Origin of the sequence: Bradyrhizobium sp. Ghvi, from assembly GCF_900115265.1 — a bacterium.
Lineage (GTDB): Bacteria > Pseudomonadota > Alphaproteobacteria > Rhizobiales > Xanthobacteraceae > Bradyrhizobium.
Map to the genome: position 1 here is coordinate 112913 of NZ_FOVU01000003.1, position 25279 is coordinate 138191.

The following is a 25279-nucleotide window of genomic DNA, read 5'->3' on the forward strand; positions in this document are numbered from 1 at the left end:
TCCGGATCATGCCTTAAGCACCTTTTCGCGCCGGGGCGCGTTTGATTGCCTTGGACTCCCGGAACCGAGGTGCTATCCAGCCCCGACCTTCAGCTGCCGCCAAATCTTTCCCGCGCGGCCCGCACCACCGCCAAGCGCCTCATTTCAGACGGATTTCAGACATGACGCAAGTCGACCACAACCGCATGGCCAACGCGATCCGTGGCCTCTCGATGGACGCTGTCGAGAAGGCGAAATCGGGTCATCCCGGCCTGCCGATGGGCGCCGCCGACATCGCCACGGTGCTGTTTACGCAATTCCTGAAATTCGACATCGCCGCGACCGACTGGCCCGACCGCGACCGCTTCGTGCTGTCGGCCGGCCACGGCTCGATGCTGCTCTATTCGCTGCTCCATCTCCTCGGCAGCCCGGAGATGACGACCGACCAGCTCAAGAACTTTCGCCAGCTCGGGTCGCTGACGCCGGGCCATCCCGAGCACGGCCACACCAAGGGCATCGAGACCACCACCGGTCCGCTCGGCCAAGGCATCTCGACAGCGGTCGGAATGGCGCTGGCCGAGAAGATGCTCGCCGCCGAGTTCGGCAAGAAGATCGTCGATCACCACACCTACGTGCTCGCCTCCGATGGCGACCTGATGGAAGGCGTATCGCAGGAAGCGATCGCGATGGCCGGGCACTGGAAGCTCAACAAGCTGATCGTGCTCTACGACGACAACGGCATCTCGATCGACGGCCCGACCTCGATCTCCGATTCGGTCGACCAGGTGAAGCGCTTCAAGTCGGCCGGCTGGGCCGCCGAGAAGATCGACGGTCATGACCAGGCTGCAATTGCCGACGCCATCACCCGCGCGAAGAAGTCGAACAAGCCGACACTGATCGCCTGCCGCACCACGATCGGCTTCGGCGCGCCGCACAAGGCCGGCACCGCGAAGGCGCATGGCGAAGCGCTCGGCGCCGACGAGCTGAAGGCCGCCAAGGAAAATCTCGGTATCTCGCTGGAGCCGTTCTCGGTGCCCGACGACGTGCTGAAGGCCTGGCGTGCCGCCGGCAGCCGCGGCGCCGCCGCACGGCAGGAATGGGAAACGCGGCTCGGCGAGCTCGGCAGTCGCAAGCGCGCCGAGTTCGAGCGCCGCCTGCGCCACGAACGTCCCGCCGCGCTCGCCAAGGCGCTGCGCGCCTACAAGAAGGAGCTGCTGGAAAAGCCGATGACCGCGGCGACCCGCAAGTCCTCGGAAGCGGTGATCGAAGTGATCGCCGGCGCGATGCCGATGGAGTTCCTCGCGGGCTCCGCCGACCTCACCGGCTCCAACAACAACAAGGCGAAGTCGGCGACCGCCTTCTCCGCCAAGACGCCGAAGGGCCGCTTCATCCATTACGGCATCCGCGAGCATGGCATGGCGGCTGCCATGAACGGCATTTTCCTGCATGGCGGCTTCGCGCCGAACGGTGCGACCTTCCTGGTCTTCACCGACTATGCACGTCCCGCAATGCGCCTCGCCGCGCTGATGGGTGCCGGCGTCGTCTACGTCATGACGCACGATTCCATCGGCCTCGGCGAAGACGGCCCGACCCATCAGCCGGTCGAGCATCTGTCAGCGCTCCGCGCCATTCCGAACATGCGCGTGTTCCGTCCCTGCGACGCGATGGAAGTGGCCGAGTGCTGGGAGCTTGCGCTGAGCCGCATCGACGGCCCGACCGTGCTGGCGCTGACGCGCCAGAACCTGCCGCAGCTCCGCACGTCAGCGCCGAACGACAATCCGTGCCAGCACGGTGCCTATGAGCTGGTCGCCGCCCAAGGCGAAGCCAAGGCAACGCTGTTCGCCTCGGGTTCCGAAGTGGAGATGGCCGTGGCCGCCCAGAAGCAGCTCGCCGAGCGCGGCATTCCGACACGGGTGGTCTCGGTGCCCTCGCTCGAGCTGTTGTTAGCGCAACCAAAGGAACGCCGCGACGCCATCATCGGCAACGCGCCGATCAAGGTCGCAATCGAGGCCGCGGTGCGCTGGGGCTGGGATGCCGTGATCGGCCAGGATGGCGAATTCGTGGGCATGCACTCTTTTGGTGCCAGCGCGCCGCTGAACAAGATCTTCCAGCATTTCGGCATTACCGCCGAGGCTGCGGTTAACGCCGTTCTGAAGCGCGTTTCCTGAGTGTTGAGCTTGCCCGAAAAAAGGACTACCAAAGCTCTCATATGATCAAGCACCGCCCGGCCGAACCGGGCGTCCGCCCCTAAAAAACCCTCGCAAGCGCGTTACCAGCGCGTTGTGCGGGATGACAACGGTCATTGAAGGAGACGAAACATGGCAGTCCGCGTGGCAATCAACGGTTTTGGCCGCATCGGCCGCAACGTCCTGCGGGCGATCGCAGAGTCCGGCCGCAAGGACATCGAGGTCGTCGGCATCAACGATCTCGGCCCGGTCGAGACCAACGCGCATCTCCTCCGCTACGACAGCGTCCATGGCCGTTTCCCCGGCACCGTGACCGTCGAGGGCGACTCGATCAGCCTCGGCAACGGCAAGATCAAGGTGAGCGCCGAGCGCGATCCCTCGAAGCTGCCCTGGAAGGACCTCGGCGTCGACATCGCATTGGAATGCACCGGCATCTTCACCTCGAAGGACAAGGCTTCGGCGCATCTGACCGCCGGCGCCAAGCGCGTGCTGGTCTCCGCGCCTGCCGATGGTGCCGACGCCACCATCGTCTACGGCGTCAATCATGAGACGCTGACCAAAGATCATCTGGTCGTCTCCAACGGTTCCTGCACCACCAACTGCCTCGCGCCGGTCGCCAAGGTGCTGAACGACCTCGTCGGCATCGAGACCGGCTTCATGACCACGATCCACGCCTACACCGGCGACCAGCCGACGCTGGACACGCTGCACAAGGATCTCTACCGCGGCCGCGCGGCTGCAATGTCGATGATCCCGACCTCGACCGGCGCCGCAAAGGCGATCGGCCTCGTGCTGCCCGAGCTGAAGGGCAAGCTCGACGGCGTCGCGATCCGCGTGCCGACCCCGAACGTCTCGGTCGTCGATCTCAAGATCGTCGCCAAGCGCTCAACCGACGCCAAGGAAGTCAACGCGGCGATGAAGCGGGCCAGCGAGCAGCAGCTCAAGGGCATCCTGGGCTACACCAATGCGCCGAACGTCTCGATCGACTTCAACCACGACCCGCACTCCTCGACCTTCCACGAGGACCAGACCAAGGTGCAGAACGGCACGCTGGTGCGCGTGATGTCCTGGTACGACAACGAGTGGGGCTTCTCGAACCGCATGGCCGACACCGCCGTCGCTATGGCGAAGGTGATTTAACTCCGCTCTCGTGTCCCGGACGCGATGCAGCGTGAAACGCTGCTTCGCAGATCCGGGACCCATGATAACCGCGGGACTCGCCGCAATTTGGGTCCCGGTTCTGCATAGCGGCACTTCGTGCCGCAATGCGCCCGGGACAAGGGCCTCCGATGACCAACAAATTCCGCACCCTCGACGACGTCGACGTGAAGGGCAAGCGCGTGCTGCTGCGCGTCGATCTCAACGTGCCCATGGACAATGGGCGCGTGACCGACGCGACCCGGCTCGAGCGCGTCGCGCCGACCATCACCGAAATCTCGGACAAGGGCGGCAAGGTCATCCTGCTCGCGCATTTCGGCCGGCCGAAGGGGCGCGATGCCAAGGACTCGCTCAAGCCCGTGGCCGAGGCGCTGTCGAAGGTCGTGAAGAAGCCGGTCGCCTTCGCCGAGGATTGCATCGGCGAGCCGGCGGTCAAGGCGGTCGCTGACATGAAGGATGGCGACATCCTCTGCCTCGAGAACACCCGCTTCCATAAAGAGGAAGAGAAGAACGATCCCGCCTTCGTCGCGGAGCTGGCAAAGCTCGGCGATATCTGGGTCAGCGATGCCTTCTCTGCCGCGCACCGCGCCCACGCCTCCACCGAAGGCCTCGGCCACAAGCTGCCGGCCTATGCCGGCCGCACCATGCAGGCCGAGCTCGATGCGCTGGAGAAGGCGCTGGGCTCGCCGACCAAGCCCGTGATCGCCATCATCGGCGGCGCCAAGGTCTCGACCAAGATCGACCTGCTCGAAAACCTCGTCACCAAGGTCGACGCGCTCGTGATCGGCGGCGGCATGGCCAACACCTTCCTGCACGCCCAGGGCGTCGCGGTCGGCAAGTCGCTGGCGGAGAAGGATCTCGCCGCGACTGCCGTGCGCATCATGGAGAAGGCGGAAGCCGCCAATTGCGCCATCATCCTGCCGGTGGACGCAACGGTCGCCTATCATTTCGCCGCCAACGCGCCCTCGCACGCCTACGGGTTGGATGCGATTCCGGCCGATGGCATGATCCTCGACGTCGGTCCGCAATCGATCGCGCGGGTGCACGCGGCGATCGACGATGCGGCCACGCTGGTCTGGAACGGACCGCTCGGGGCCTTCGAGATGCAGCCATTCGACCGCGGCACCGTCGCGGCGGCCAAGCATGCCGCCGAGCGCACCAAGGCGAAGAAGCTGATCTCGATCGCAGGCGGCGGCGACACGGTCGCGGCCCTCAACCAGGCCCATGTGGCCGGCGACTTCACCTATGTCTCGACCGCCGGTGGCGCATTCCTGGAATGGATGGAAGGCAAGCCCCTGCCCGGCGTTGAAGTCCTGCGTATCAAGTAAACAGGCGGCCGACAGGCCCAAACGGGAGAAAGACAGAGATGGCTCGGATCACGTTGCGTCAATTGCTCGACCATGCGGCTGAGAACGATTACGGCGTACCGGCCTTCAACATCAACAACATGGAGCAGGCGCTGGCGATCATGGACGCGGCCAACCAGGTCGACGCGCCCGTCATCATCCAGGCCTCGCGCGGTGCGCGCTCCTACGCCAACGACGTCATGCTCAAGCACATGATGGACGCGGTGACCGAGATCTACCCGCACATTCCGGTCTGCGTGCATCTCGACCACGGCAACGAGGCCGCCACCTGCATGACCGCGATCCAGGCCGGCTTCACCTCTGTCATGATGGACGGCTCACTCAAGGCCGACGGCAAGACGCCCGGCGACTGGGCCTACAATGTCGGCGTCACCAAGACCGTGACCGACATGGCCCATCTCGGCGGCATCTCGGTCGAGGGCGAACTCGGCGTGCTGGGCTCGCTCGAAACCGGCATGGGCGACAAGGAAGACGGCCACGGCGCCGAAGGCAAGCTTTCCCAGGACCAGCTCCTGACCAATCCGGACGAGGCCGTGAAGTTCGTCAAGGAGACCAAGGTCGACGCGCTCGCGATCGCGATGGGGACGTCTCACGGGGCTTACAAATTTACCCGCAAGCCCGATGGCGACATCCTCGCCATGAACGTGATCGAGGAGATCCACCGCAAGCTGCCGAACACGCATCTCGTCATGCACGGCTCCTCCTCGGTGCCGCAGGAGCTGCAGGACATCATCAACGCCTATGGCGGCAGGATGAAGCCGACCTGGGGCGTGCCGGTGGCCGAGATCCAGCGCGGCATCAAGAACGGCGTACGCAAGATCAACATCGACACCGACAACCGCATGGCCATGACCGGCCAGATCCGCAAAGTCCTGAAGGACAATCCGGAAGAGTTCGATCCGCGCAAATATCTGAAGCCGGCGATGGAAGCCATGACCAAGCTGTGCAAGCAGCGGCTCCAGGAGTTCAACACCGCAGGCCAGGCCGCCAAGTTCAAGAAGATCCTGACCCCCGCCGAAATGGCCAAGCGCTACGCCAAGGGCGAGCTGGATCCCAAGGTGGCGTGATCCAATACACACCCTCTCCGTCATTCCGGGGCGCCGCAAAGCGGCGAGCCCGGAATCCATAACCACACCCTGGGGTTATGGATTCCGGGCCTGCGCCTGCCGGCGCATCCCGGAATGACAGTCTTCTTGTGGCACGACACCCCTCCCCCCTCTCCCCTGCGACCAACGTTGTCTCGGCAATTGCCCGAGAACGGTCTATTTTCACGGGCAAGGGCAGAATCGTTTTGGGAGGACCTCTCGATGAATCTGACTGAGCTCAACAGGATCGCGACCGCCATGGTCGCGCCGGGCAAGGGCATCCTTGCCGCCGACGAATCCTCCGGCACCATCAAGAAGCGGTTCGGCGCGATCGGCGTGGAATCGACGGAAACGAACCGCCGCGACTATCGCGAGATGCTGTTCCGCTCCAAGGAGGCCATGAGCCAGTACATCTCCGGCGTGATCCTCTATGACGAGACGATCTGGCAGGACGCCAAAGACGGCACGCCGCTGATCAAGCTGATCGAACAGGCCGGCGCCATTCCCGGCATCAAGGTCGACGAGGGCACGCAAGGCTTGCCGATGTGTCCGGGAGAGCTGGTCACCGTCGGGCTCGACAAGCTGGCCGAGCGGTTGAAGAAATATTACGAGCGCGGGGCGCGCTTCGCCAAATGGCGCGCGGTGATCGACATCGGCAGCGGCACTGACGGCCGGGGCATCCCCTCGATGACCGCGATCAGCGTCAACGCGCACGCTTTGGCGCGCTATGCCGCGTTGTGCCAGGCCGCGCAGATCGTGCCGATCGTCGAGCCCGAGGTGCTGATGGATGGCGACCACGACATCGATCGCTGCTATGAAGTCACGAGCCGCGTGCTCAACAAGACGTTCCAGGAGCTGCGCGTGCAGCGCGTCGCGCTGGAAGGCATGGTGCTGAAGCCGAACATGGCCATCTCAGGCAAGAAATGTGCGAAACAGGCCTCCGTCGAGGAGGTCGCGGAGAAGACGCTCCGACTGCTGAAGGCTTGCGTGCCCGCGGCTGTGCCCGGCATCGCTTTTCTCTCCGGCGGCCAGTCGGATGAAGAGGCGACGGCGCATCTCAACGCCATGCATAAGCTCGGCCCGTTGCCGTGGGGCCTGACCTTCTCCTATGGTCGCGCGCTGCAAGCCGCGCCGCAAAAGGCCTGGTCCGGCCGGCCTGAGAACGTCGCGGCCGGACAAGCTGCATTCAGTCATCGCGCCCGTATGAACGGCCTCGCCTCCAGGGGCGAATGGCAAAGCAGCCTGGAACAGAAAGCAGCCTAGATCTTGTCGAACAAATCGCCTCCGCCGCGCCCCGCGCCGCGTCTCTATCTCGCGACGCCTGACGTCGATGATCCCGCCTCGCTGCTCGCCCAACTGCCTGATCTGCTCGCGGCCGTCGATGTCGCGGCCGTGCTGGTGCGGCTGAAGGAGACCGACCAGCGCACCATGATCTCGCGGATCAAGGCGCTGGCGCCGGTCGTCCAGAACGCCGGCGCGGCCCTGCTGGTCGACGGCCACGCCGAGATCGTCGCGCGCGGCGGGGCCGATGGCGCGCATCTGGCAAGTCTCGCCGCGCTGGAAGAGGCGATGCCGTCGCTCAAGCCCGATCGCATCGCCGGCGTCGGCGGGCTCGCCACGCGGCACGAGTCCATGAATGCGGGCGAGATGGGCGCCGATTACGTGCTGTTCGGCGAGCCCGACCCGAAAGGCCAGCGTCCCTCTTCTCAGGCGATCGCCGAGCGGCTGGACTGGTGGGCCGAGCTGTTCGAGCCGCCCTGCGTCGGCTTCGCGACCTCGTTCGAGGAAGCCCACGACTTCGCCGCCAGCGGCGCCGATTTCGTGCTGGTCGGCGATCTCATCTGGGCCGATCCGCGCGGGCCCAAGGCGGCGCTGATCGAGGCCGACGCCGCGATCAAGAAGGCCTTCGCGGCCGTTGCCGCGGGCCAGGGCTAGCGCCCGCCATGAAGCTTCCTCGCATCACGCTTCTGGCCGCGCTGCTTCTGGCAACGCCCGCGGCCGCGCAGCTTCAGATCACGCCGCCGGCGACGATCCCGAGCCCTTCATCCGAAAAGCAGAAGCCGAAGGAGCCGGCAAAGGACAAGCCGAAGGTCGCGCCGCACACGATCACCAAGAAGAAGGAGCCCGCGCCGAAGCCGTCGGCCTCGCCGAGCCCGACGCTGCCCGCGACCGTGATCCCCGCGCCGCCGACCGACAATTCCAACGTCGACCTGGTCTTCGGCGCCTATCAGCGCGGCCAGTACAAGACCGCCTTCGACCTCGCCAGCGAGCGCGCCAAGGCCGGCGACGCCAAGGCCATGACCATGCTGGGCGAGCTCTATTCCAATGCCATGGGCATCAGGCGCGACTACGCCAAGGCGGTGGAATGGTACAAGCGCGCCTCCGACGCCGGCGACCGCGAGGCGATGTTCGCGCTCGCCATGCTGCGCATCGCCGGCCGCGGCGGCCCCGTCGACAAGGGCGAGGCGGTCAAGCTGATGGCTTCCGCCGCCAAGCTCGGAGAGCCCAAGGCGGCTTATAATCTCGCTCTGCTTTATCTTGATGGTCAGACCTTGCCGCAGGACGTCAAGCGCTCCGCCGAGCTGCTGCGCCAGGCAGCCGATGCCGGACTGCCCGAGGCGCAATATGCGCTCGCGACCTTCTACAAGGAAGGCACCGGAGTGCCGAAGGACCTCGAACGGTCGGTGCGGCTGCTGCAGGCGGCCTCGCTCGCCGACAATGTCGATGCCGAGGTCGAATATGCCATCGCCATGTTCAACGGCACCGGCACGCCGAAGAACCAGCCCGCGGCCGTGGCGTTGCTGCGCAAGGCCTCGCGCCAGGGTAGCGCGATCGCGCAGAACCGCCTCGCCTGGGTTCTGATCAACGGCATGGGCACGCCCGTCGACAAGATCGAGGGCTTCAAATGGCATCTGGTGGCCAAAACCGGCGGCAAGGGCGATCCTGAGCTCGACAAGGAGCTTGCCGATCTGCCCGCCGAGGACCGCGCCAAGGCGGAGGCCGCCGCCAAGAAATGGCTCGGGAACAAATGAGCTGACGTCAAGCTCCCTGAATGACTTGACGTTTGGCCCCTCGCGGGGCACCCAATCCCCTCAAATGGCGCTCTTTCGCGCCCCTTCCCCACCAAAGACTGATCTCATGCTGTATTCCGCTACTATCAACGTCATGGTCAAAGCCGCGCGCCGCGCCGGCCGCAGCCTCAAGCGCGATCTCGGCGAGATCGAGCACCTCCAGGTCTCGCTGAAGGGGCCGGCCAATTTCGTCTCGCTCGCCGACAAGCGCGCCGAGGAGATCCTCTACCAGGATCTCGCCAAGGCGCGGCCCGGCTACGGCTTCGTCGGCGAGGAAGGTGGCACCCGCGAAGGCACCGACAAGAGCCACACCTGGATCGTCGATCCGCTCGACGGCACCACCAACTTCCTGCATGGCATTCCGCAATTCGCGATCTCGATCGGCCTCGCCCGCGAAGGCACCGTGATCGCCGGCGTGATCTACAACCCCGCCAATGACGAGCTCTACATCGCCGAACGCGGCAAAGGCGCCTTCCTCAACGACCAGCGCCTGCGCGTCGCCGGCCGCCGCCAGCTGAACGAATGCGTGGTGGCCTGCGGCCTGCCCCATATCGGCCGCGGCGACCACGAGGAATTCCGCCGCGAGATGACCGCGATCCAGGACCGCGTCGCGGGCCTGCGCCGCTTCGGCGCCGCCTCGCTCGACCTCGCCTTCGTCGCGGCGGGGCGCCTCGACGGCTATTGGGAGCGCAATCTGCAATCCTGGGACATCGCCGCCGGCATGCTGATGGTGCGCGAAGCGGGCGGCACGGTGAGCGACATTGCGACGCCGGGCGATCCCTTGGTCACCGGTAACGTCGTGTGCGGCAATGAGTTCGTGCACGGAGAGCTGGTGAAGATTTTGCGCAAGTAGGTCTCAGGTCTCGCCTCTTACGCCGCTCGTCATTCCGGGACGCGCCACTTGGCGCGGGCCCGGAATCCATTCATCGGCGGCGACTCAGGCCCAATGGATTCTCAGGTGCGCAATTGCGCACCATAGCTCGCGCTGCGCGCGCCCCGGAATGACAGCCTAGGAGTCGTCGTCGTCGGATTCCTCATCGCGATATTCACCGCCGAGGGTCAGGCCCTCGATCATCGTGGCGCCTTTCTGCTTGATCACCCGGCGAAGCGGGACCGAACTCTCGTTTCGCAGGGCCTCCATCAGCTGCTCAGAATGAGTGACAATCCAGATGTCGGCGCGGCCCGATGCCTTGGCGATCAGCCGGGCCAATGGTGCCAGCAGCGACGGATGCAGGCTGGCCTCGGGTTCGTTCAGCGCGATGAACGGCGGCAATCGATAGCCCATGAACACCGCAAGCAGGCAAATATATTTCAGCGTCCCGTCGGACAGTTCATGCGCCCTGAACGGACGTGGCATGTCCTCTAGCTGCAGATCGAATTCGCACAAGCCGCCGGCTTCCCATGCGCGGAGCTCGGCGCCCGGGAACGCATCCTCGATCGCGTCCTGCAAATCGGTTGCGTCTCCCCTGATCGTATAGAGCGTCGCCAGGGCCGCAGCCAGATCGCTGCCGTCGGCACTGAGCGAGGGCGTCGTGATCGCGAGACACGGCTTTCGGATCGGTGAAGCCGGATCGGTGCGAAAGTCGTGATAGAAGCGCCAGCCCAGCATCGCGTTTCTGATCAGATCGATCTCCGGGCATTGCTTGCCGTCGTAAAATCCCGCGAGCGCCGGCTCGGACGGCAGCACCGCATCCTTGTGATTGGTCCATGCGCCACTGTCGGTGCGAACGCTCACGAGCGAGTTCTTCCGCTCCATCAGGCAAACCGTTCGCTTGCCCTGCGTCGCCTCGATGCTTTCTTCCTTGATCATCGGCTCGCCGGCAAACGCTGCCGCGACAGGGCTGGGAAACCCGATCTCGATGGAATATTTCAGGCGATCGAATCTGGCGGACAATCGCAGCGGTCCATCCTCGCCGCGTTTGCGGATGCCGGACCAACAGACCGAATTCAATCCGCCTTCGTCGGCGATCGTGCGCGTGATCCGCCCGCTAGCCGCATCGCGCAACAGCGACAGGGATTTGTAGAGGTTGGATTTGCCGACGCCGTTCTCACCGACGAAGACGGACAGGGGGTGAATTGGGAGGGAGAGCCGCCTGATCGAGCGATAGTTCGAGATCGCAATATCGGTCGGACGCATCAGGTGCTCTCATTTCGGCAGGCTGGCTCGGCATTCGCGCTTGCGAATTCAATCCAGGGATGCAGTCTGGATCGAAGCTCCCGCCAAAGCAAGCGGACCGATCTTGTTGAGTCGACCCTCGAGCGAAGAATTTACGGAAGCGCTTACCGTGGAAGTCCTGTCCCACACTCCGCCATCATCGCCCGGCTTGACCGGGCGATCCAGTACTTCGAGGCGGTCGTGATCGAATCGATGAGCCGCGGCGTACTGGATGCCCCGCCTGCCGCCTTCGCTAGGGCTTCGGCGCGCCCAGACCTCAACCTCGGCGAAGCCTTGGCGTAGCCGGGTCGCGGGGCATGACACTGTGCCCTATGGCTTCACGGGCGCAGGTGGCCCATATGCGTCGCTGTCCTTTGCGGCCCTCGCCTCCCGATCCCCCGCCAGCACGCGCTGCACCGAGACGAAGAACACCGGCACCATCAAGAGCGCCAGGATCACCACCGCGATCATGCCGCCCATCACGACGCTGCCGAGCGCCTGCTGGCTGGCGCCGCCGGCGCCGTGGGCGATGGCCATCGGCAGCACGCCGCAGATGAAGGCAAGGCCGGTCATCAGGATCGGGCGGAATCGCAGGCGGCAGGCCTCGATGGTGGCCTCTACCAGCGGCTTGCCCTCTTTCCGCAGATCCTTGGCGAACTCGATGATCAGGATCGCGTCCTTGGCAGCGAGCCCGATGATGGTGATCAGGCCGACGGTGAAATAGACATCGTTCGGCAGGCCGCGCAGCATGGCCGCAACGACTGCGCCGACGATGCCGAGCGGCACGGTGAGCAGCACCGCGAGCGGAATGGTCCAGCTCTCATAGAGCGCGGCCAGACACAGGAACACCACGAAGACGGACAGCGCCAGCAGGAACGGCGCCTGCGAGCCTGACAATTTCTCCTGCAGCGATTGTCCGGTCCATTCGTAACCGAAGCCGCGCGGCAGCTTGCCCGCGAGCTTCTCCATCTCGGCGATCGCATCGCCCGAGGTGAAGCCGGGCTTGGCCTCGCCCGAAATGCGCACGGCCGGATAGTAGTTGAAACCGGCGATCTGCGTCGGGCCGCGCGACCATTCGACTGAGGCAAAAGAGGAGAACGGCACCAGTTCGCCGCGGCTGTTCTTGACGTTGTAGTTGAGGATGTCCTCGGTCTTCATGCGATCGCGGCTGTCGGCCTGCACCACGACGCGCTGCATGCGGCCGCGGTTCGGGAAATCGTTGATGTAGTTCGAGCCGAGATTGGTCGAGATCGTGTTGTTGATGTCCTCGAAGGTGACGCCGAAGGCGCCGGCCTTCTCGCGGTCGATCACGAGATTGACCACGCCGGCCTCAGGCAGGCCCTCGACATAGACCTTCTGCAGCACCGGGCTGGCATTGGCCTCAGCGATCAGCTGATCGGCGGCACGCATCAAGGCCTGATAGCCCTTCTGGCCGCGGTCCTGGAGACGGAACGAGAAGCCCGAGGAGTTGCCGAGATTGTCGATCGGCGGCGGCTGCAGCGCCGAGATTTTTGCATCGCGGATCGAGGCCCCGAGATCGCGGTTGATGTCATTGACGATGGCCGCCGCTGAATCCGTTGGCCCACGCTCCGACCAGTCCTCCAACGTGATGAAGGCCTGCGCGGTGTTCATGCCCTGGCCGGAGAAGCTGAAGCCGGTGAGGAACGTCACGTCCTTCACGCCGGGCCGCTCGGCGAGATATTTCTCGACTTTCTCGATCACGGCCTCGGTGCGGGGATAGGACGAATCCGACGGCGTCTGCACGTCGGTGGTGACGAAGCCCTGGTCGTCGACCGGCAGGAAGCCGCCCGGCAGGCTGACGAAGGCCCAGGACAGCCCAACCAGCAGTGCGGCATAGACCATCATCAAACGGCCAGTGCGCTTGAGCGAAAAGCCGACCGTGCGGGAATAGCCTTCCTTGCCGCTCTCGAGCATGCGGTTGAACCGGCCGAACACGCCGCGCCTGTCGTGACCGTGGCCGGCCGCAACCGGCTTGAGCAAGGTCGCGCACAGCGCCGGTGTCAGCGACAGCGCCAGGAACGCGGAGAAGCCGATCGCCGCGACCATGGTCACGGAGAACTGGCGGTAGATGATGCCGACCGAGCCCGGAAAGAACGCCATCGGCACGAACACGGCCATCAGCACGAGCGTGATGCCGATGATGGCACTGGTGATCTGCGACATGGCCTTGCGGGTCGCCTCCTTCGGCGACAGACCTTCCTCGGCCATGATGCGCTCGACATTCTCGACCACGACGATGGCGTCGTCGACGAGGATGCCGACCGCGAGCACCATGCCGAACATGCTGAGCATGTTGATGGAGTAGCCGGCGAGCAGAAGCGTAGTGCAGGCCCCCAGCAGCGCCACCGGCACCACGATGGTCGGGATGATGGTGTAGCGGATGTTCTGCAGAAACAGGAACATCACCACAAAGACCAGCACCACGGCTTCAAGCAGGGTCGACAGCACCTTCATGATCGAGGCCTCGACGACGGGCGTGATGTTGTAGGGGATCTCGTAAGTGATGTTGGCCGGGAAGAAGCGCGACAGCTGCTTCATCTTCTCTTCGACGGCGCTCGCCGTTGCCAGCGCATTGCCGGTCGGCGACATCAGCACGGACAGGCCCGCGGTCGGCTTGCCATTCAGGCGGGTGTTGAACTGATAGCTGAGGCCGCCGACCTCGATGCGCGCGACGTCGCGCAGGCGCACGGTCGAGCCGTCGGCATTGGCGCGCAGGATGATAGCGCCGAACTCATCGGGCGAGGACAGCTGGCCCTTGACCAGCACCAGCGCCGAGGTGCGCTGGCTGGCGGTCGAGGGCTCGGCGCCGATGCTGCCGGAAGCGACCTGCGCGTTCTGCGCCGCGATCGCCTTGTTGACGTCGTCGGCGGTGAGCCCATAACCAACCAGCTTGGCGGGATCGACCCAGACGCGAAGACTGCGCTCGGTCGAATAGAGCGTGGCGCGGCCGACGCCGGGAATGCGGCGGATTTCGCCGAGCACGTTGCGGATCATGAAATCGCCGAGGCCGACCTCATCGAGGCTGCCGTCGGTCGAGTTCAGCGTGATGATCTGGAGCACCGCACTGGAGGCTTCCTCGATCAGGATACCCTGCTGAATCACGGCGCGCGGCAGGCGCGCCTCGACGCGCTTGATGCGGTTCTGCACCTCGACCGAGGCCGCGCTGGTATCAGTGCCCGGCTGGAAATTGGCCGTGATCTCGACCTGGCCGAGCGAGTCGCTGGTCGATTCGAAATTGAGGATACCGGAGGCGCCGTTGAGCTCCTCCTCGATCAGCCGCGTGACGCTGTTGTAGAGATTTTCCGGCGAGGCGCCCGGGTAGCTCGTCGAGATCGAGATCGAGGGCGGCGCGATGATCGGATATTGCGCGATCGGCAACAGCGGGATCGAGATCGCGCCGATCAGACAAATGAACAGCGCGACGACCCAGGCGAAGATCGGCCTGTCGATGAAGAAGCTCGGCATTTGCCGCTTGACCCTTGTTGTTTCGTTCAGGCTCGAAGTTAGGTTCGGCCGGTGTCTGAGGTTCACCTCTCCCCAGCGGGGAGAGGTGCTCCGAGCCCCAAGCGCGAGCTCAGCGCGCGACCTTGAGGGCGTGCCGGTTGTCGGCGCTCGCCTCGGCCTCGGACCAGGATTGCGGCTTGACCCTGTCGCCGGCGGCGAACTTCTGGAAGCCTTCGACCACGACCTTGTCGCCGGCCTTGAGGCCGTCCGTGACGAACCAGACGCCATCCTGCACCGAGCCGGTGCGGATCGGCTGCACCGCGATGCGGTTGTCATCCTTGACGACGAACACCTCGCTGCCGCCGCCGCCGTTGCGCTGCACCGCCTGCTGCGGCACCGCGATCGCATCGGAGTCCAGGCCCTGCTCGATCCGGACGCGGACATACATGCCCGGCAGCAGCTCGCGCTTGGGATTGGGGAATTCGCCGCGCAAGGTCACCTGCCCGGTATGGGCGTCAACCTTGGCATCGGAGAACAGCAGCTTGCCGTCGAGCGCATAGATCGTGTTGTCGTCGAGCACGAGGCGGACCTTGGCCGCATCTGCCTCGATGCGGTCGAGATCGCCGCTCTCGAAGGCGCGGCGCAGCTGGTTGAGTTCGGTCACCGACTGGGTGAAGTCGGCATAAATGGGATCGAGCTGCTGCACGGTAGCGAGATTGGTCTCGTTCTGCACGACCAGCGCGCCTTCGCTGACCAGGGCAGCACCGACGACTCCGTCGATCGGCGCGCGCACGGTCGCGTAATCCAGATTGAGCTTGGCCCGTGCGAGGTCGGCCTTACGGCCTTCGACTTCGGCCTGGGCCTGGCGCTCGGCTGCGATGGCCTTTTCGTTCTCGGCTTCCGGCGCGGCGCGCTGGCTGGTCAGCGTCGCGATACGGCGCGCCTGCTGCTGTGCTTGCATCAAGGCGGCATCAGCCTTGGCGAGCGCAGCCTCGCCCGCCATCACCTCGACCTCGAACGGACGCGGATCGATCCGATAGAGCGGATCGCCAGCCTTCACCTCGCTGCCCTGGCGAAACAGCCGCTCGACGACGATGCCTGACACGCGCGGTCGCACCTCGGCGACGCGAGTCGGCGAAATCCGGCCCGGCAGCTCACGCACTACGGCGCGGGCTTGCGGCTTGACGGTGACGATGCTGACATCGGGTTCGATCGGCTGCGCGGCGGAAACGGCGGATGAGGATTCGTCGCATGCACCAAGCAGCGGCGCAAAGGCCGCGAGCATCAGTGCAACGCATGCCGGTCGCGCTCGTAGTGCTGACATGAAGTTGAGTGCCCCAAAATTGTTGAACTGACCACACGCCGCGCAACGCCTGTCCTGGGTTCCTGGGCGGCTGATGCGGTAAAAATAGAATGGGCGTGCTGCGACGCAACGCATGGTGCGGGCGGCTCAATGTCACAGGAGCTATCGCGCTGAGTTCTGGCTGTTTTTCCGGATTCACCTGATTGTGAGTCAGGTTCCATCGCAGCTTGCTGCGACACAACAACGCAATCAATCCGCCGCCTTCATCCGATAGTGACTCACGCCCCACTCCGTTCCGTCGGCATAGCCGAACAGGCCCGCGGTCGCGAGCAAGAACCAGCGCCAGCGCCGCATCCACAACGCGGTGTCCTCGCCATAGACGTTGCGCAAGGTGGCTTCGATGGCATCGCGATGCGCGTCGAAATTGGCGAGCCAGTCGTTGGCGGTGCGCTGATAATGCGTGCCGCTCCAGCGCCATTCCTTCTCGATTGTAAAGATGTCGGCATATTGCCTGACGAGATGATGGCTCGGCATCACGCCGCCGGTGAAGAAATGCTGCGCGATCCAGTCCTCGCGATTGGCGTGGTCGAACAGATAGGAGCCGACGCGATGGGTGAAGATCTGCATGAAGAAGCGTCCCTCCGGGGCAAGCCATGACCGCAGGCGCGTCATCAGCTTGCGCCAGTTCATCATGTGCTCGAACATCTCGATCGAGACGATACGGTCGAACTGGCCATCGGGCGCAAACACGTTCATGTCTGATGTGACGACGCGCAAGTTCGGCAGGCCGCGGCTTTGCGCCATCTCTTCGATATAGGCGCGCTGCGACAGCGAGTTCGACACTGCGGTCACCCTCGCATGCGGAAACTGCCGCGCCATCCACAGCGACAATGCCCCCCAGCCGCAGCCGAGTTCGAGGATGGTCTGCCCGTCGGCGAGAGCGGCATGCTCGACCGCCTGACGCAGCGCCTCCTCCTCTGCTTCCTGGAGGGTCGTCGCATCGGTCCTGTAGAAGCAGGAGGAGTATTTGCGGTTCGGGCCCAGCACCTCGGCAAAGAAGCTCGACGGCACTTCGTAATGCTGGGTGTTGGCGGCGTCCGCGTGCTCGGCGATCGACCTGAGCATCATCCGTCCGGCAAAGGCGGCATCGTCGGCCGCACCGTGGGTCGCGAGGCGGGTTGCGGTGCGGGAGCACAGGCGCTGGATCGCGGCGCGAACCACCACATCGGGCAAGGGCACGCGTTCGGCAGTCCCCATGATCGCGGAAACGACGCTCACGCAGCCCCTCCCCTGGTCAAGTCCCCGGCGGGCGGAGCAAGCACGGTCGCCGTGCAAAAGCCGAGCCCGGCCTGAGGGATGCCGAAGTTTTGCAGCCTATGTGGGTATCAAAGCCCGCTTTCAGCTTTGGGTTCCCTGCCTCGTTCCCGAAATCCGCACATCGGCCGCTTTTTTTGGACGGGCGCTGTGCCATAGTGCAGAGGCAAGCAAGCTTTCGTAATGGATGATACCGGCCATGCCGCCAGGCGCCTCGCCCCGCTCCACCATCGAGATCGAGTACACAAAACTGTCCTCACCCAGCGTCTTCCTGGTGCGGATGCTGGTCTTCCTGGTGCTGTGTGCGCTGGTGGGCGTGGTTCTCTACAAGCAGATCATCCAGGCCTTCTTCGCCAATCCCGGGCTGAACGCCCTGATCGGGGCGGTGCTGTTCATCGGCATCGTGCTGGCCTTCCGGCAGGTCATCCGGCTCTATCCTGAGGTCTCCTGGGTCAACAATTTCCGCATCGCCGATCCCGGCCTGGCGCCGGCCCGGCACCCAAAACTGCTGGCGCCGATGGCGATGATCCTGGGCGGCGAGCGCACCGGTCGGATGTCGATCACGCAAACCACGATGAGGCATCTGCTTGATTCGATCGCGACCCGCCTGGATGAAGCCCGCGACATCTCCCGCTACATGACCGGCCTGCTCGTCTTCCTCGGCCTGCTCGGCACCTTCTGGGGCCTGATCGAGACCGTCGGCTCGGTCGGCAAGGTGATCGACGGGCTCAAGGTCGGCGGCGATGCCGGGGCGCTGTTCGACACGCTGAAGGAGGGCCTCGCCGCCCCGCTCGGCGGCATGGGCATTTCGTTTTCCTCATCGCTGTTCGGCCTCGCCGGCTCGCTGATCCTCGGCTTTCTCGACCTGCAATCGAGCCAGGCGCAGAACCGCTTCTACACCGACCTCGAGGACTGGCTCGCCACCACCGTGCGCGAATACGGCAGCAGCGAGGTCACCGCCGTCGCGAGCAGTGGCGGCGGCGTCGCCAACGGCGAGCTGCAGGCCGCCGTCGAGCGGCTTCGCTCCGTGCTCGAGGAAGGCAGCGCCAGCCGCGGCACCACGGCGGCGATGGCAAGCCTTGCCGAAGCGATCCAGGCCCTGGTCTCGCACATGCGGACCGAGCAGCAGATGATCCGCGAATGGGCCGACGGCCAGGGCGAGCAGAACCGCGAGATCCGCCGCCTGCTGGAGCGCATCGCGCGCCAGCCCGAGAAGAGTTAGAGGCGCGCTCGTGCCCCGGACGCGGCGCAGCGCTTCTTCAGCGTGCGCTGCAGAGCCGGGGCCCAGAGAAACGAAACATGGATCCCGGCTCTGCGCAGCAGCGTTGCACGCTGCACCGCGTCCGGGACACGAGAGAACGGAGACATGAATGGCTCTAGCCCGCGGCCGCCGCAGCGAAGGCGCCTTCAACTACTGGCCCGGATTCGTCGACGCGCTGTCGACGCTGGTGCTGTCGATCGTATTCCTGCTCTCGGTGTTCCTGGTCGTGCAGTTCTTCCTGTCGCAGGAGGTGACCGGCAAGGACAAGGCGCTGGAGCAGCTCAACGCCAAGATCGCCCAGCTCACCGAGCTCTTGTCGCTGGAGAAGCTCGGCAAGCTCTCGCTCGACGACCAGGTCTCGCAGTTGAAAGCAGGCCTCGCCTCGGCCGAGAGCGAGCGCGACCGCATGAAGGGTCTCTATGAGGGTCTCGCCAATGCCGGCAACGACGCCCAAGGCAAGACCGCCGAGCTCGGCAAGGCGCTGGATTCCGAGAAGGCCGTGTCGGCGCGGGCACTGGCGCAGATCGAGGTGCTGAACCAGCAGATCAGCGCGTTGCGCCGGCAATTGGCGGCGCTGGAAGAGGCGTTGGACGCCAGCGAGAAGCGCGACAAGGAATCGCAGAACCGCATCGCCGACCTGGGCTCGCGCTTGAACGTTGCCTTGGCGCAGCGCGTGCAGGAATTGTCGCGCTATCGCTCCGAGTTCTTCGGCCGCCTGCGCGCCATCCTCGGCAACCGCCCCGACATCCGCGTGGTCGGGGACCGCTTCGTGTTCCAGTCCGAAGTGTTCTTCGACACCGGACAGGCGACGCTGCTGCCGGAGGGCAAGGCCGAGCTCGACACCGTGGCAAACGCCCTGATCGAGCTCGACAAGAAGATTCCGAGCGAGATCGCCTGGGTGCTTCGCGTCGACGGCCACACCGACGTGCGGCCGGTCAACGGCCCGAACTTCAAGTCGAACTGGGACCTGTCGTCGGCGCGCGCGATCTCGGTGGTCCAATATCTGATCTCGCTCGGCGTGCCCGCGCAGCGCCTGGTCGCCGCCGGCTTTGCCGAATTCCAGCCGCTCGACCCGGGCAACACCGAGGAGGCCTACAAGCGCAACCGCCGCATCGAGCTGAAGCTGACGGAGCGGTAGTGAGCGCGATCCACCTCCGCCCCTACGCTGATGGCGACGAAGCGGCGGCGATCGATCTCTGGCATCGCACCTGGCAGCAGGCCTATCCCCAGATCGACTTCGCCGCCCGGCTCGACTGGTGGCGCGAGCGCTGGCGCAAGGATCTGGTGCCGAAGGCCCAGATCGTCGTCTCGGAACAAGATGGCGCGCTGACCGGCTTCGTGACCATCGACGGGGACGGCTATCTCGACCAGCTCGTGGTCGATCCCGATCATTGGGGCTCGGACGCGGCACGGCTGCTGGTAGACGAGGCCAAGCGCCTTTCGCCTTCAGGCGTCACGCTGCTGGTCAACAAGGACAATGCCCGCGCCATCCGTTTCTACGAGCGCAACGGCTTTGCCCATGCCGGCGACGACGTCAACCCGACCTCGGGGCGGCCGGTGCTGAAGATGGCGTGGCGGCCGTGACATCAGATGGAGAGGATCGATGCGGCTGAGCGATCTGGCCAAGGGATCTTCGGTTTTCCTGGGCGTCATCCTCGCAGGTTATGTCTCGACCGTTTATGTCGAGCAGCGCTTGGCCCCGCAGCCCAAGGCAGCAAGTGAGAGCAAGGGCTCGCCAACTCCGACGAACAGCCAGCCTCCCGCCGACGGCGGATCGGCCTGTATCGGTGAGGGCGGCAGCTGGAAGAACTGGCCGTGGCCGAACGTGCCGATGGGCTCGCCGAAGTGTAAATAGACCCCGCGAGCGCAGCCCATAAGCTCCGCTGTCATTCCCCGCGACCCGGCTACGCCAAGGCTTCGCCGAGGTTTCCGTCTCAGGCGCGCCGAAGCTTTAGCGCAGGCGGCAAGTGGGGAATCCAGTGAGCCGCGGCTTCTCGGCACTATCGTCACGGAGTACTGGATCGCCCGCCCCAGTGCGCAAGGGCACACAAGGCGGGCGATGACACCGTCATTGAGGTAAGCGCCTCACGCCCCCTCGAACTGCAACCTCGCCAGCCGCGCATAGAGCCCGTTCGCGGCAACCAGCTCGGCATGCGTGCCCTGCTCGACGATCTTGCCCTGGTCCATCACCAGGATGCGGTCGCAGGACAGCACGGTGGCGAGGCGGTGCGCGATGACAAGCGTGGTGCGGTGGCGCATCAGCTCCTCGAGCGCGGTCTGCACCAAGGTCTCGCTTTCGGCGTCGAGCGCGGAGGTCGCTTCGTCGAGCAGCAGCAGCGGTGCATCGCGCAGAATGGCGCGTGCGATCGCGATGCGCTGGCGCTGGCCGCCGGACAGCGTCACGCCGCGCTCGCCGAGCGGGGTCTCGAAGCCATCCGGCAGGCGGCGGATGAATTCGGCGGCATGCGCGAGCTCGGCGGCGCGTTCCACCTCGGCGTCATCGGCATCGGGCCGGCCGAAGCGGATGTTCTCGCGGGCGCTCGCCGCGAACACGTTGGATTCCTGCGGCACCAGCGCAATGCGGGAGCGGAAATCGCGCGGGTCGGCTGATTTCACCGGCACGCCATCGAGCGAGATCGCGCCATTGCACGGATCGTAGAAGCGCAGCAGGAGATGGAAGATCGTGCTCTTGCCGGCGCCGGAGGGGCCGACGATCGCAACCTTCTCACCGGGCCGCACCGCGAACGACACCGCATCGAGCACGTTGACATCGGGCCGTGCGGGATAGGCGAAGCTGACGTGATCGAAGCCGACCTCGCCCCGTGCCGGCACCGGCAGCGCGCGCGGCGATGCCGGCGCCTTGATGTCGGGCTGCACATGCAAGATCTCGAATAGGCGTTCGGCCGCGCCTGACGCAGCCGAGACCTCGCCCCAGACCTCGCTGAGCTGGCCGAGGCCCGCGGCGGCGAAGGCAGCATACAGCACGAACTGGCCGAGCCGGCCCGGCGTGATCGTGCCGGTAAGGACGTCATGCGATCCGATCCAGAGGATGCCGACCACGCTTGCGAACACGATGAAGATGACGATGGCGGTGAGAACGGCGCGGGCCTGGGTCGACGTGCGCGCGGCCTCGTAGGCCTGCTCCACCTCGCCGCCAAAACGCTTCGCGGCCAGTCCTTCGCTGGTATAGGCCTGCACGGTGCGGATCGCGCCGACCAGTTCGCCGGCATAGGCGGACGCATCGGCCAGCGTGTCCTGCGCGTTGCGCGACAGCCGCCGCACCCAGCGCCCGAAGGCAACCAGCGGCAGCACGATCAGGGGAATTGCCAGCAGCACGAAGCCTGACAGCCGCGGGCTGGTGATCACCATCATCGCCGTGGCACCGAAGAACATCATGAGGTTGCGCAGCGCAATCGACACCGAGGCGCCGACCGCGGATTTGATTTGCGTGGTATCGGCGGTGAGCCGCGACACCAGTTCGCCGCTGCGCGCGGAATCGAAGAAGGACGGCGACAGCGAAAGCAGGTGCCCGAACACGTCGCGCCTGAGATCGGCGACGATGCGCTCGCCGATCGTCATCACGAGGTAGTAGCGCGAGGCGCTCGCGAGCGCGAGCACGGCAACGACCGCGATCATCACCGAGAAGTAGCTGTTGATCAGCTCGATGCCCTCGGGCGTCAGGCCGAAATCGATCATCCGGCGCACCGCGACCGGCACCAGGAGCGTGGTCAGCGCGGCGACCGTGAGCGCGACAAAGGCGAGGACCGCGCGGCCGCGATAGCGGCTCACATAGGGCGCAAGCGCCATCAGCGGGCGAAGCTTGGCGCGGCCCTTGGCGGGCTGCTCGATCAGCTCGGCTTCGACCGAGGGGGCTTCCGCCGGCGCGCTGTCGCGCGCGTCGCGGTACTGGTCGTCAAGCCGTTCCACTGCGCTCATGAGATCGGACCTAAGGAAGAGAAGATAACCCCACATAGGCCGGTGCAAGGGTAGTGGCAAATCCGGTAAGTCCCTTAGGGGACGGCCCGGTTCTCAAGTCCCCACAATGGCTTGTTTTAAGGGGGCCCCTGAGGTATAGACCCCGCCAAATCCGTCATTCGATAGTCACTCAAGCAAGGCGCCGGGCGCCCTAGGAATTGCCATGAAAGCCGAAATTCATCCGGATTATCATACGATTAAGGTCGTAATGACCGACGGAACCGAGTACCTGACCCGCTCCACCTGGGGCAAGGAAGGCGACACGCTGAACCTCGACATCGACCCGAAATCGCACCCGGCCTGGACCGGTGGCAACGCCCAGATCATGGACCGCGGCGGCCGCGTCTCGCGCTTCCAGAAGAAGTTCTCGGGCTTCCTCAAGAAGGATTGATCCCGCCGAAAAGGCTGGAGACGAAAAACGCCCCCGGACAACCGGGGGCGTTTTTGTTTTGTACCGTCATTCCGGGACGCGCCTCTTGGCGCGGGCCTGGAATCCATACTCCCGATCGTGGTTATGGATTCCGGGCTCGCGACTTCGTCGCGCCCCGGAATGACGATGCCTTACCTTTCGAACGCGGCCTTCAACGCGTTGAGCTGCGGCACCAGCGGATTGCCGATCGACATCTGCTCGGTCGGCGGGCTGTGGATCGAACTGTCGAGGCGGCGCACGCGGGTCTGCAGGCTCATCGAGCGATGGATCAGGTCCTGGAGTTGCGTCGGCAGCTTCTCGATGGTGTCGGCAGGGCCGGGATCGGCGGCGCTCAGCTTGACCTTGGTTTTCTCGCGGTTGGCCTGGACCAGCGTCATCTCGCCTTCCTTTACGGCGCGGTGCAGCAACAGCCACGAGGCGAGCTGCATCAGGCGCGTGGTGAGGCGCATGCTCTCGGTCGCGTAAGTGAGGCTGACGGCCCGGTCGAGCGCCTTGGCCTCGGCACGGCCGGCCCCGTCGAGATAGGCGGCGGTTTCTTCGACGAGATCCATGCCTTCGCGGAACAGGGCGCCAAAGGCTGCAGAATTGGTGAACCGCTCACTGAGTTGAACGAGAGCACCGTCGGCTTGCAAACGTTCCATGGTTAACGCCCCTTACGCAACAGTTTACCTGTCCGGCTTTGGCGCCGGCTTATGATGAACAAATCATTGCGCGCGCGACGGGCGGAGTCCAGCGGCAAGCGAGGATATGGTTTCCGCGGGTCATTCCCAGGAATTCAACCGGAAATGGTCGCAAAAAAAGAGCCGCCGGAGACCGGCGGCTTTGAAAGTTGATAACAGGGAGGCGTCAAACAGAGTGGACAGGAGCCACTCGGTGTCCAAACGAGGACGGTTCAGTCATAAACTCGAAAGCTTAATGGCGCGTAAACGAGCTAATTTTTTGAGAGTTCGTTAGTCATGTGGGTCACTGGACGAGTGTAACAGCGCTCTCGGCCGTCATTCCGGGGCGCGATAGCCACGAGCAGAATGATGGCCCGTCGCTATCAGCGCGCCTGTTACGACGGTCTGTGGTTATGGATTCCGGGCTCGGCGCTATGCGCCGCCCCGGAATGACGGTGGAGTTCGGCGCGACGCACAAATCCTACGACTTGAAAAAACTGTTCGCCGCATCGCGCGAGGCGCGCTTCTTGGTGGCGGCTTCTTCCAGTCGGCCGATCTCCGTCTTCAGCAAAGCGATGCGCTCGGTCAGTTCCTCGACCGATAACAGTGAGAGATCCTGTCCGATTTCGTGGGTGACCTTCCTGCGCGGACGGTCGTCATCTTCGATCGGCATCGTCGTTCCTCCTCTCGTCCGCGGACCGGACCACACGGCTTGATACACGGCTTGGGCGGTTGCCAGCATGGACCGCGCTGGCTAAGCAAAGGCCTCGTTCCACCCTCGCACCTTTGCTCAAGGACACATCATGGACAAGCTGCCCGCGCAAATGACCGTGGTCGCCATCTCCAAGCCCGGCGGACCGGAGGTGCTGGTGCCGGAACAACGCCCTCTTCCGCAACCGGGTCCCGAGGAGATCCTGGTCAAGGTGATGGCTGCCGGCGTCAACCGGCCCGACGTCGCGCAGCGCTCCGGCGCCTATCCGCCGCCGCCCGGCGCCAGCGACCTGCCTGGCCTGGAAATCGCCGGTGAGGTGGTCGCAGTCGGCAGCAACGCCAAGCGGCACAAGGTCGGCGACATCGTGATGTCGCTGGTCGCCGGCGGCGGCTATGCGCAGTATTGCATCGCGCAGGACGCCCAGGCGATGAGCGTGCCGCCGGCACTGTCGATCAAGGAAGCCGGCGCGCTGCCGGAAACCCTGATGACGGTCTGGCACAACGTGTTCGAACGCGGCGGCCTGAAGGCCGGCGAGACACTGCTGATCCATGGCGGCTCCTCAGGGATCGGCACCATGGCGATCCAGCTCGCCAAGGCGTTCGGCGCCAAGGTGTTCGTGACCGTGGGCTCGCAGGACAAGGTCGATGCCTGTCTCAAGCTCGGGGCCGACCGCGCCATCAATTACAAGACCGAAGACTTCGTCGCTGTCATCAAGGAAGAGACGGGCAAAGTCGGCGTCAACCTGATCCTCGACATGGTCGCCGGCGACTATGTCGACCGCAATTATGACGCCGCCGCGGTCGACGGCCGCATCGTGCAGATCGCAACCCTCAACGGTCCCAAGATCACCGCCAACATCGCCAAGGTGATGGTGAAGCGATTGACCCATACCGGCTCGACCTTGCGGCCCCGTAGTAATGCGGACAAGGCGGCGATGGTGGCTGCAATCGAGGCCAAAGTGATGCCGCTGTTGCGCGATGGCCGCGTCAAACCGCTGATGGACAGCACTTTCCCGCTGGAAAAGGCCGCCGACGCGCACCGGCGCATGGAGACCTCAGCACATATTGGCAAAATTGTGTTGGAGGTCTAGGCCGCCGGGCCACCAAGCGAGGCGGAAACCCTTTGATTTTCCTCGCTTTCGTGGCATCTATCGCGAACC

The 25279-nt window shown here is 64.9% G+C and carries 21 protein-coding genes; 14 read left to right on the forward strand and 7 right to left on the reverse strand.

Going from position 1 to position 25279, the window contains the following annotated elements; genetic code table 11:
• Nucleotides 1-161: 161 nt before the first annotated feature.
• From tkt to BM374_RS11770, 8 genes are all read left to right on the forward strand, one after another.
• Complete coding sequence (gene tkt / locus BM374_RS11735; RefSeq protein WP_092292166.1) at nt 162-2147, forward strand: transketolase; 1986 nt, start codon at nt 162-164, stop codon at nt 2145-2147.
• Nucleotides 2148-2297: 150 nt separating this feature from the next.
• Nucleotides 2298-3305: a type I glyceraldehyde-3-phosphate dehydrogenase gene (gene gap / locus BM374_RS11740; RefSeq protein ID WP_092292168.1), complete on the forward strand. Its 1008-nt coding sequence runs from the start codon at nt 2298-2300 to the stop codon at nt 3303-3305.
• 149 nt (nt 3306-3454) lie between these two features.
• Nucleotides 3455-4651, forward strand: a complete 1197-nt coding sequence (locus tag BM374_RS11745; protein WP_092292170.1) for a phosphoglycerate kinase — start codon at nt 3455-3457, stop codon at nt 4649-4651.
• A 38-nt stretch (nt 4652-4689) separates the two neighbouring features.
• Nucleotides 4690-5757: a class II fructose-bisphosphate aldolase gene (gene fba, locus BM374_RS11750; protein WP_092292172.1), complete on the forward strand. Its 1068-nt coding sequence runs from the start codon at nt 4690-4692 to the stop codon at nt 5755-5757.
• Nucleotides 5758-5997: 240 nt separating this feature from the next.
• The gene (locus BM374_RS11755) at nt 5998-7038 is read left to right on the forward strand and encodes a class I fructose-bisphosphate aldolase (RefSeq protein ID WP_092292174.1); all 1041 of its coding nucleotides are present in this window, start codon (nt 5998-6000) and stop codon (nt 7036-7038) included.
• A 3-nt stretch (nt 7039-7041) separates the two neighbouring features.
• Nucleotides 7042-7710 carry a thiamine phosphate synthase gene (locus tag BM374_RS11760; RefSeq protein WP_092292176.1) on the forward strand — a complete coding sequence of 223 codons (669 nt, stop codon included), beginning with the start codon at nt 7042-7044 and terminating at the stop codon, nt 7708-7710.
• A gap of 8 nt (nt 7711-7718) precedes the next feature.
• Nucleotides 7719-8807, forward strand: coding sequence for a tetratricopeptide repeat protein (locus BM374_RS11765; RefSeq protein WP_092292177.1), 1089 nt, complete (start codon nt 7719-7721; stop codon nt 8805-8807).
• 106 nt (nt 8808-8913) lie between these two features.
• The gene (locus BM374_RS11770; RefSeq protein ID WP_092292178.1) at nt 8914-9699 is read left to right on the forward strand and encodes an inositol monophosphatase family protein; all 786 of its coding nucleotides are present in this window, start codon (nt 8914-8916) and stop codon (nt 9697-9699) included.
• A gap of 156 nt (nt 9700-9855) precedes the next feature.
• On the opposite strand, the gene BM374_RS11775 is transcribed toward BM374_RS11770, so the two are convergent.
• From BM374_RS11775 to BM374_RS11795, 4 genes are all read right to left on the reverse strand, one after another.
• Nucleotides 9856-10983, reverse strand: a complete 1128-nt coding sequence (locus BM374_RS11775; protein WP_092292180.1) for an AAA family ATPase — start codon at nt 10981-10983, stop codon at nt 9856-9858.
• Nucleotides 10984-11331: 348 nt separating this feature from the next.
• Nucleotides 11332-14487, reverse strand: a complete 3156-nt coding sequence (locus BM374_RS11785; RefSeq protein ID WP_092292184.1) for a multidrug efflux RND transporter permease subunit — start codon at nt 14485-14487, stop codon at nt 11332-11334.
• 109 nt (nt 14488-14596) lie between these two features.
• The gene (locus tag BM374_RS11790) at nt 14597-15790 is read right to left on the reverse strand and encodes an efflux RND transporter periplasmic adaptor subunit (protein WP_092292186.1); all 1194 of its coding nucleotides are present in this window, start codon (nt 15788-15790) and stop codon (nt 14597-14599) included.
• Nucleotides 15791-16018: 228 nt separating this feature from the next.
• Nucleotides 16019-17047, reverse strand: coding sequence for an SAM-dependent methyltransferase (locus tag BM374_RS11795; RefSeq protein WP_092292188.1), 1029 nt, complete (start codon nt 17045-17047; stop codon nt 16019-16021).
• A 235-nt stretch (nt 17048-17282) separates the two neighbouring features.
• Between BM374_RS11795 and BM374_RS11800 the strand changes: the two genes are divergently transcribed.
• The 4 genes from BM374_RS11800 to BM374_RS11815 all read left to right on the forward strand — a co-directional run bounded on the left by BM374_RS11800 (nt 17283) and on the right by BM374_RS11815 (nt 20199).
• The gene (locus BM374_RS11800) at nt 17283-18305 is read left to right on the forward strand and encodes a flagellar motor protein MotA (RefSeq protein ID WP_177248246.1); all 1023 of its coding nucleotides are present in this window, start codon (nt 17283-17285) and stop codon (nt 18303-18305) included.
• A gap of 148 nt (nt 18306-18453) precedes the next feature.
• Nucleotides 18454-19482 (forward strand): peptidoglycan -binding protein, encoded by a 1029-nt coding sequence (locus BM374_RS11805; RefSeq protein ID WP_092292192.1) that lies wholly within the window; start codon nt 18454-18456, stop codon nt 19480-19482.
• Nucleotides 19482-19928, forward strand: coding sequence for a GNAT family N-acetyltransferase (locus BM374_RS11810; RefSeq protein WP_092292194.1), 447 nt, complete (start codon nt 19482-19484; stop codon nt 19926-19928). The genes BM374_RS11805 and BM374_RS11810 overlap by 1 nt, the downstream gene beginning before the upstream one ends.
• A gap of 19 nt (nt 19929-19947) precedes the next feature.
• Nucleotides 19948-20199, forward strand: coding sequence for a hypothetical protein (locus tag BM374_RS11815; protein WP_092292196.1), 252 nt, complete (start codon nt 19948-19950; stop codon nt 20197-20199).
• Nucleotides 20200-20429: 230 nt separating this feature from the next.
• Here BM374_RS11815 and BM374_RS11820 read toward each other — a convergent pair whose 3' ends face one another.
• On the reverse strand, nt 20430-22280 hold the full coding sequence (locus BM374_RS11820) for an ABC transporter ATP-binding protein/permease (protein ID WP_092292198.1): 1851 nt from the start codon (nt 22278-22280) through the stop codon (nt 20430-20432).
• Nucleotides 22281-22482: 202 nt separating this feature from the next.
• Between BM374_RS11820 and rpmE the strand changes: the two genes are divergently transcribed.
• Nucleotides 22483-22710 (forward strand): 50S ribosomal protein L31, encoded by a 228-nt coding sequence (gene rpmE, locus BM374_RS11825; protein WP_011084323.1) that lies wholly within the window; start codon nt 22483-22485, stop codon nt 22708-22710.
• A gap of 170 nt (nt 22711-22880) precedes the next feature.
• On the opposite strand, the gene rcdA is transcribed toward rpmE, so the two are convergent.
• Nucleotides 22881-23390, reverse strand: a complete 510-nt coding sequence (rcdA, locus tag BM374_RS11830) for a protease adaptor protein RcdA (RefSeq protein WP_092292200.1) — start codon at nt 23388-23390, stop codon at nt 22881-22883.
• Between the two features lie 499 nt (nt 23391-23889).
• Nucleotides 23890-24081, reverse strand: coding sequence for a DUF1192 domain-containing protein (locus BM374_RS11840; RefSeq protein WP_092292202.1), 192 nt, complete (start codon nt 24079-24081; stop codon nt 23890-23892).
• Between the two features lie 130 nt (nt 24082-24211).
• Between BM374_RS11840 and BM374_RS11845 the strand changes: the two genes are divergently transcribed.
• The gene (locus tag BM374_RS11845) at nt 24212-25210 is read left to right on the forward strand and encodes an NAD(P)H-quinone oxidoreductase (protein WP_092292204.1); all 999 of its coding nucleotides are present in this window, start codon (nt 24212-24214) and stop codon (nt 25208-25210) included.
• Nucleotides 25211-25279 lie beyond the last annotated feature (69 nt).

Coding starts and splice junctions, on each gene's coding strand:
- BM374_RS11820 (WP_092292198.1), bottom strand. CDS start 22,280: ATGAGCGCAGTGGAACGGCTTGACGACCAGTACCGCGACGCGCGCGAC.
- BM374_RS11745 (WP_092292170.1), top strand. CDS start 3,455: ATGACCAACAAATTCCGCACCCTCGACGACGTCGACGTGAAGGGCAAG.
- gap (WP_092292168.1), top strand. CDS start 2,298: ATGGCAGTCCGCGTGGCAATCAACGGTTTTGGCCGCATCGGCCGCAAC.
- BM374_RS11765 (WP_092292177.1), top strand. CDS start 7,719: ATGAAGCTTCCTCGCATCACGCTTCTGGCCGCGCTGCTTCTGGCAACG.
- rpmE (WP_011084323.1), top strand. CDS start 22,483: ATGAAAGCCGAAATTCATCCGGATTATCATACGATTAAGGTCGTAATG.
- BM374_RS11790 (WP_092292186.1), bottom strand. CDS start 15,790: ATGTCAGCACTACGAGCGCGACCGGCATGCGTTGCACTGATGCTCGCG.
- BM374_RS11815 (WP_092292196.1), top strand. CDS start 19,948: ATGCGGCTGAGCGATCTGGCCAAGGGATCTTCGGTTTTCCTGGGCGTC.
- BM374_RS11845 (WP_092292204.1), top strand. CDS start 24,212: ATGGACAAGCTGCCCGCGCAAATGACCGTGGTCGCCATCTCCAAGCCC.
- BM374_RS11775 (WP_092292180.1), bottom strand. CDS start 10,983: ATGCGTCCGACCGATATTGCGATCTCGAACTATCGCTCGATCAGGCGG.
- fba (WP_092292172.1), top strand. CDS start 4,690: ATGGCTCGGATCACGTTGCGTCAATTGCTCGACCATGCGGCTGAGAAC.
- rcdA (WP_092292200.1), bottom strand. CDS start 23,390: ATGGAACGTTTGCAAGCCGACGGTGCTCTCGTTCAACTCAGTGAGCGG.
- BM374_RS11755 (WP_092292174.1), top strand. CDS start 5,998: ATGAATCTGACTGAGCTCAACAGGATCGCGACCGCCATGGTCGCGCCG.
- BM374_RS11785 (WP_092292184.1), bottom strand. CDS start 14,487: ATGCCGAGCTTCTTCATCGACAGGCCGATCTTCGCCTGGGTCGTCGCG.
- tkt (WP_092292166.1), top strand. CDS start 162: ATGACGCAAGTCGACCACAACCGCATGGCCAACGCGATCCGTGGCCTC.
- BM374_RS11770 (WP_092292178.1), top strand. CDS start 8,914: ATGCTGTATTCCGCTACTATCAACGTCATGGTCAAAGCCGCGCGCCGC.
- BM374_RS11805 (WP_092292192.1), top strand. CDS start 18,454: ATGGCTCTAGCCCGCGGCCGCCGCAGCGAAGGCGCCTTCAACTACTGG.
- BM374_RS11800 (WP_177248246.1), top strand. CDS start 17,283: ATGCCGCCAGGCGCCTCGCCCCGCTCCACCATCGAGATCGAGTACACA.
- BM374_RS11840 (WP_092292202.1), bottom strand. CDS start 24,081: ATGCCGATCGAAGATGACGACCGTCCGCGCAGGAAGGTCACCCACGAA.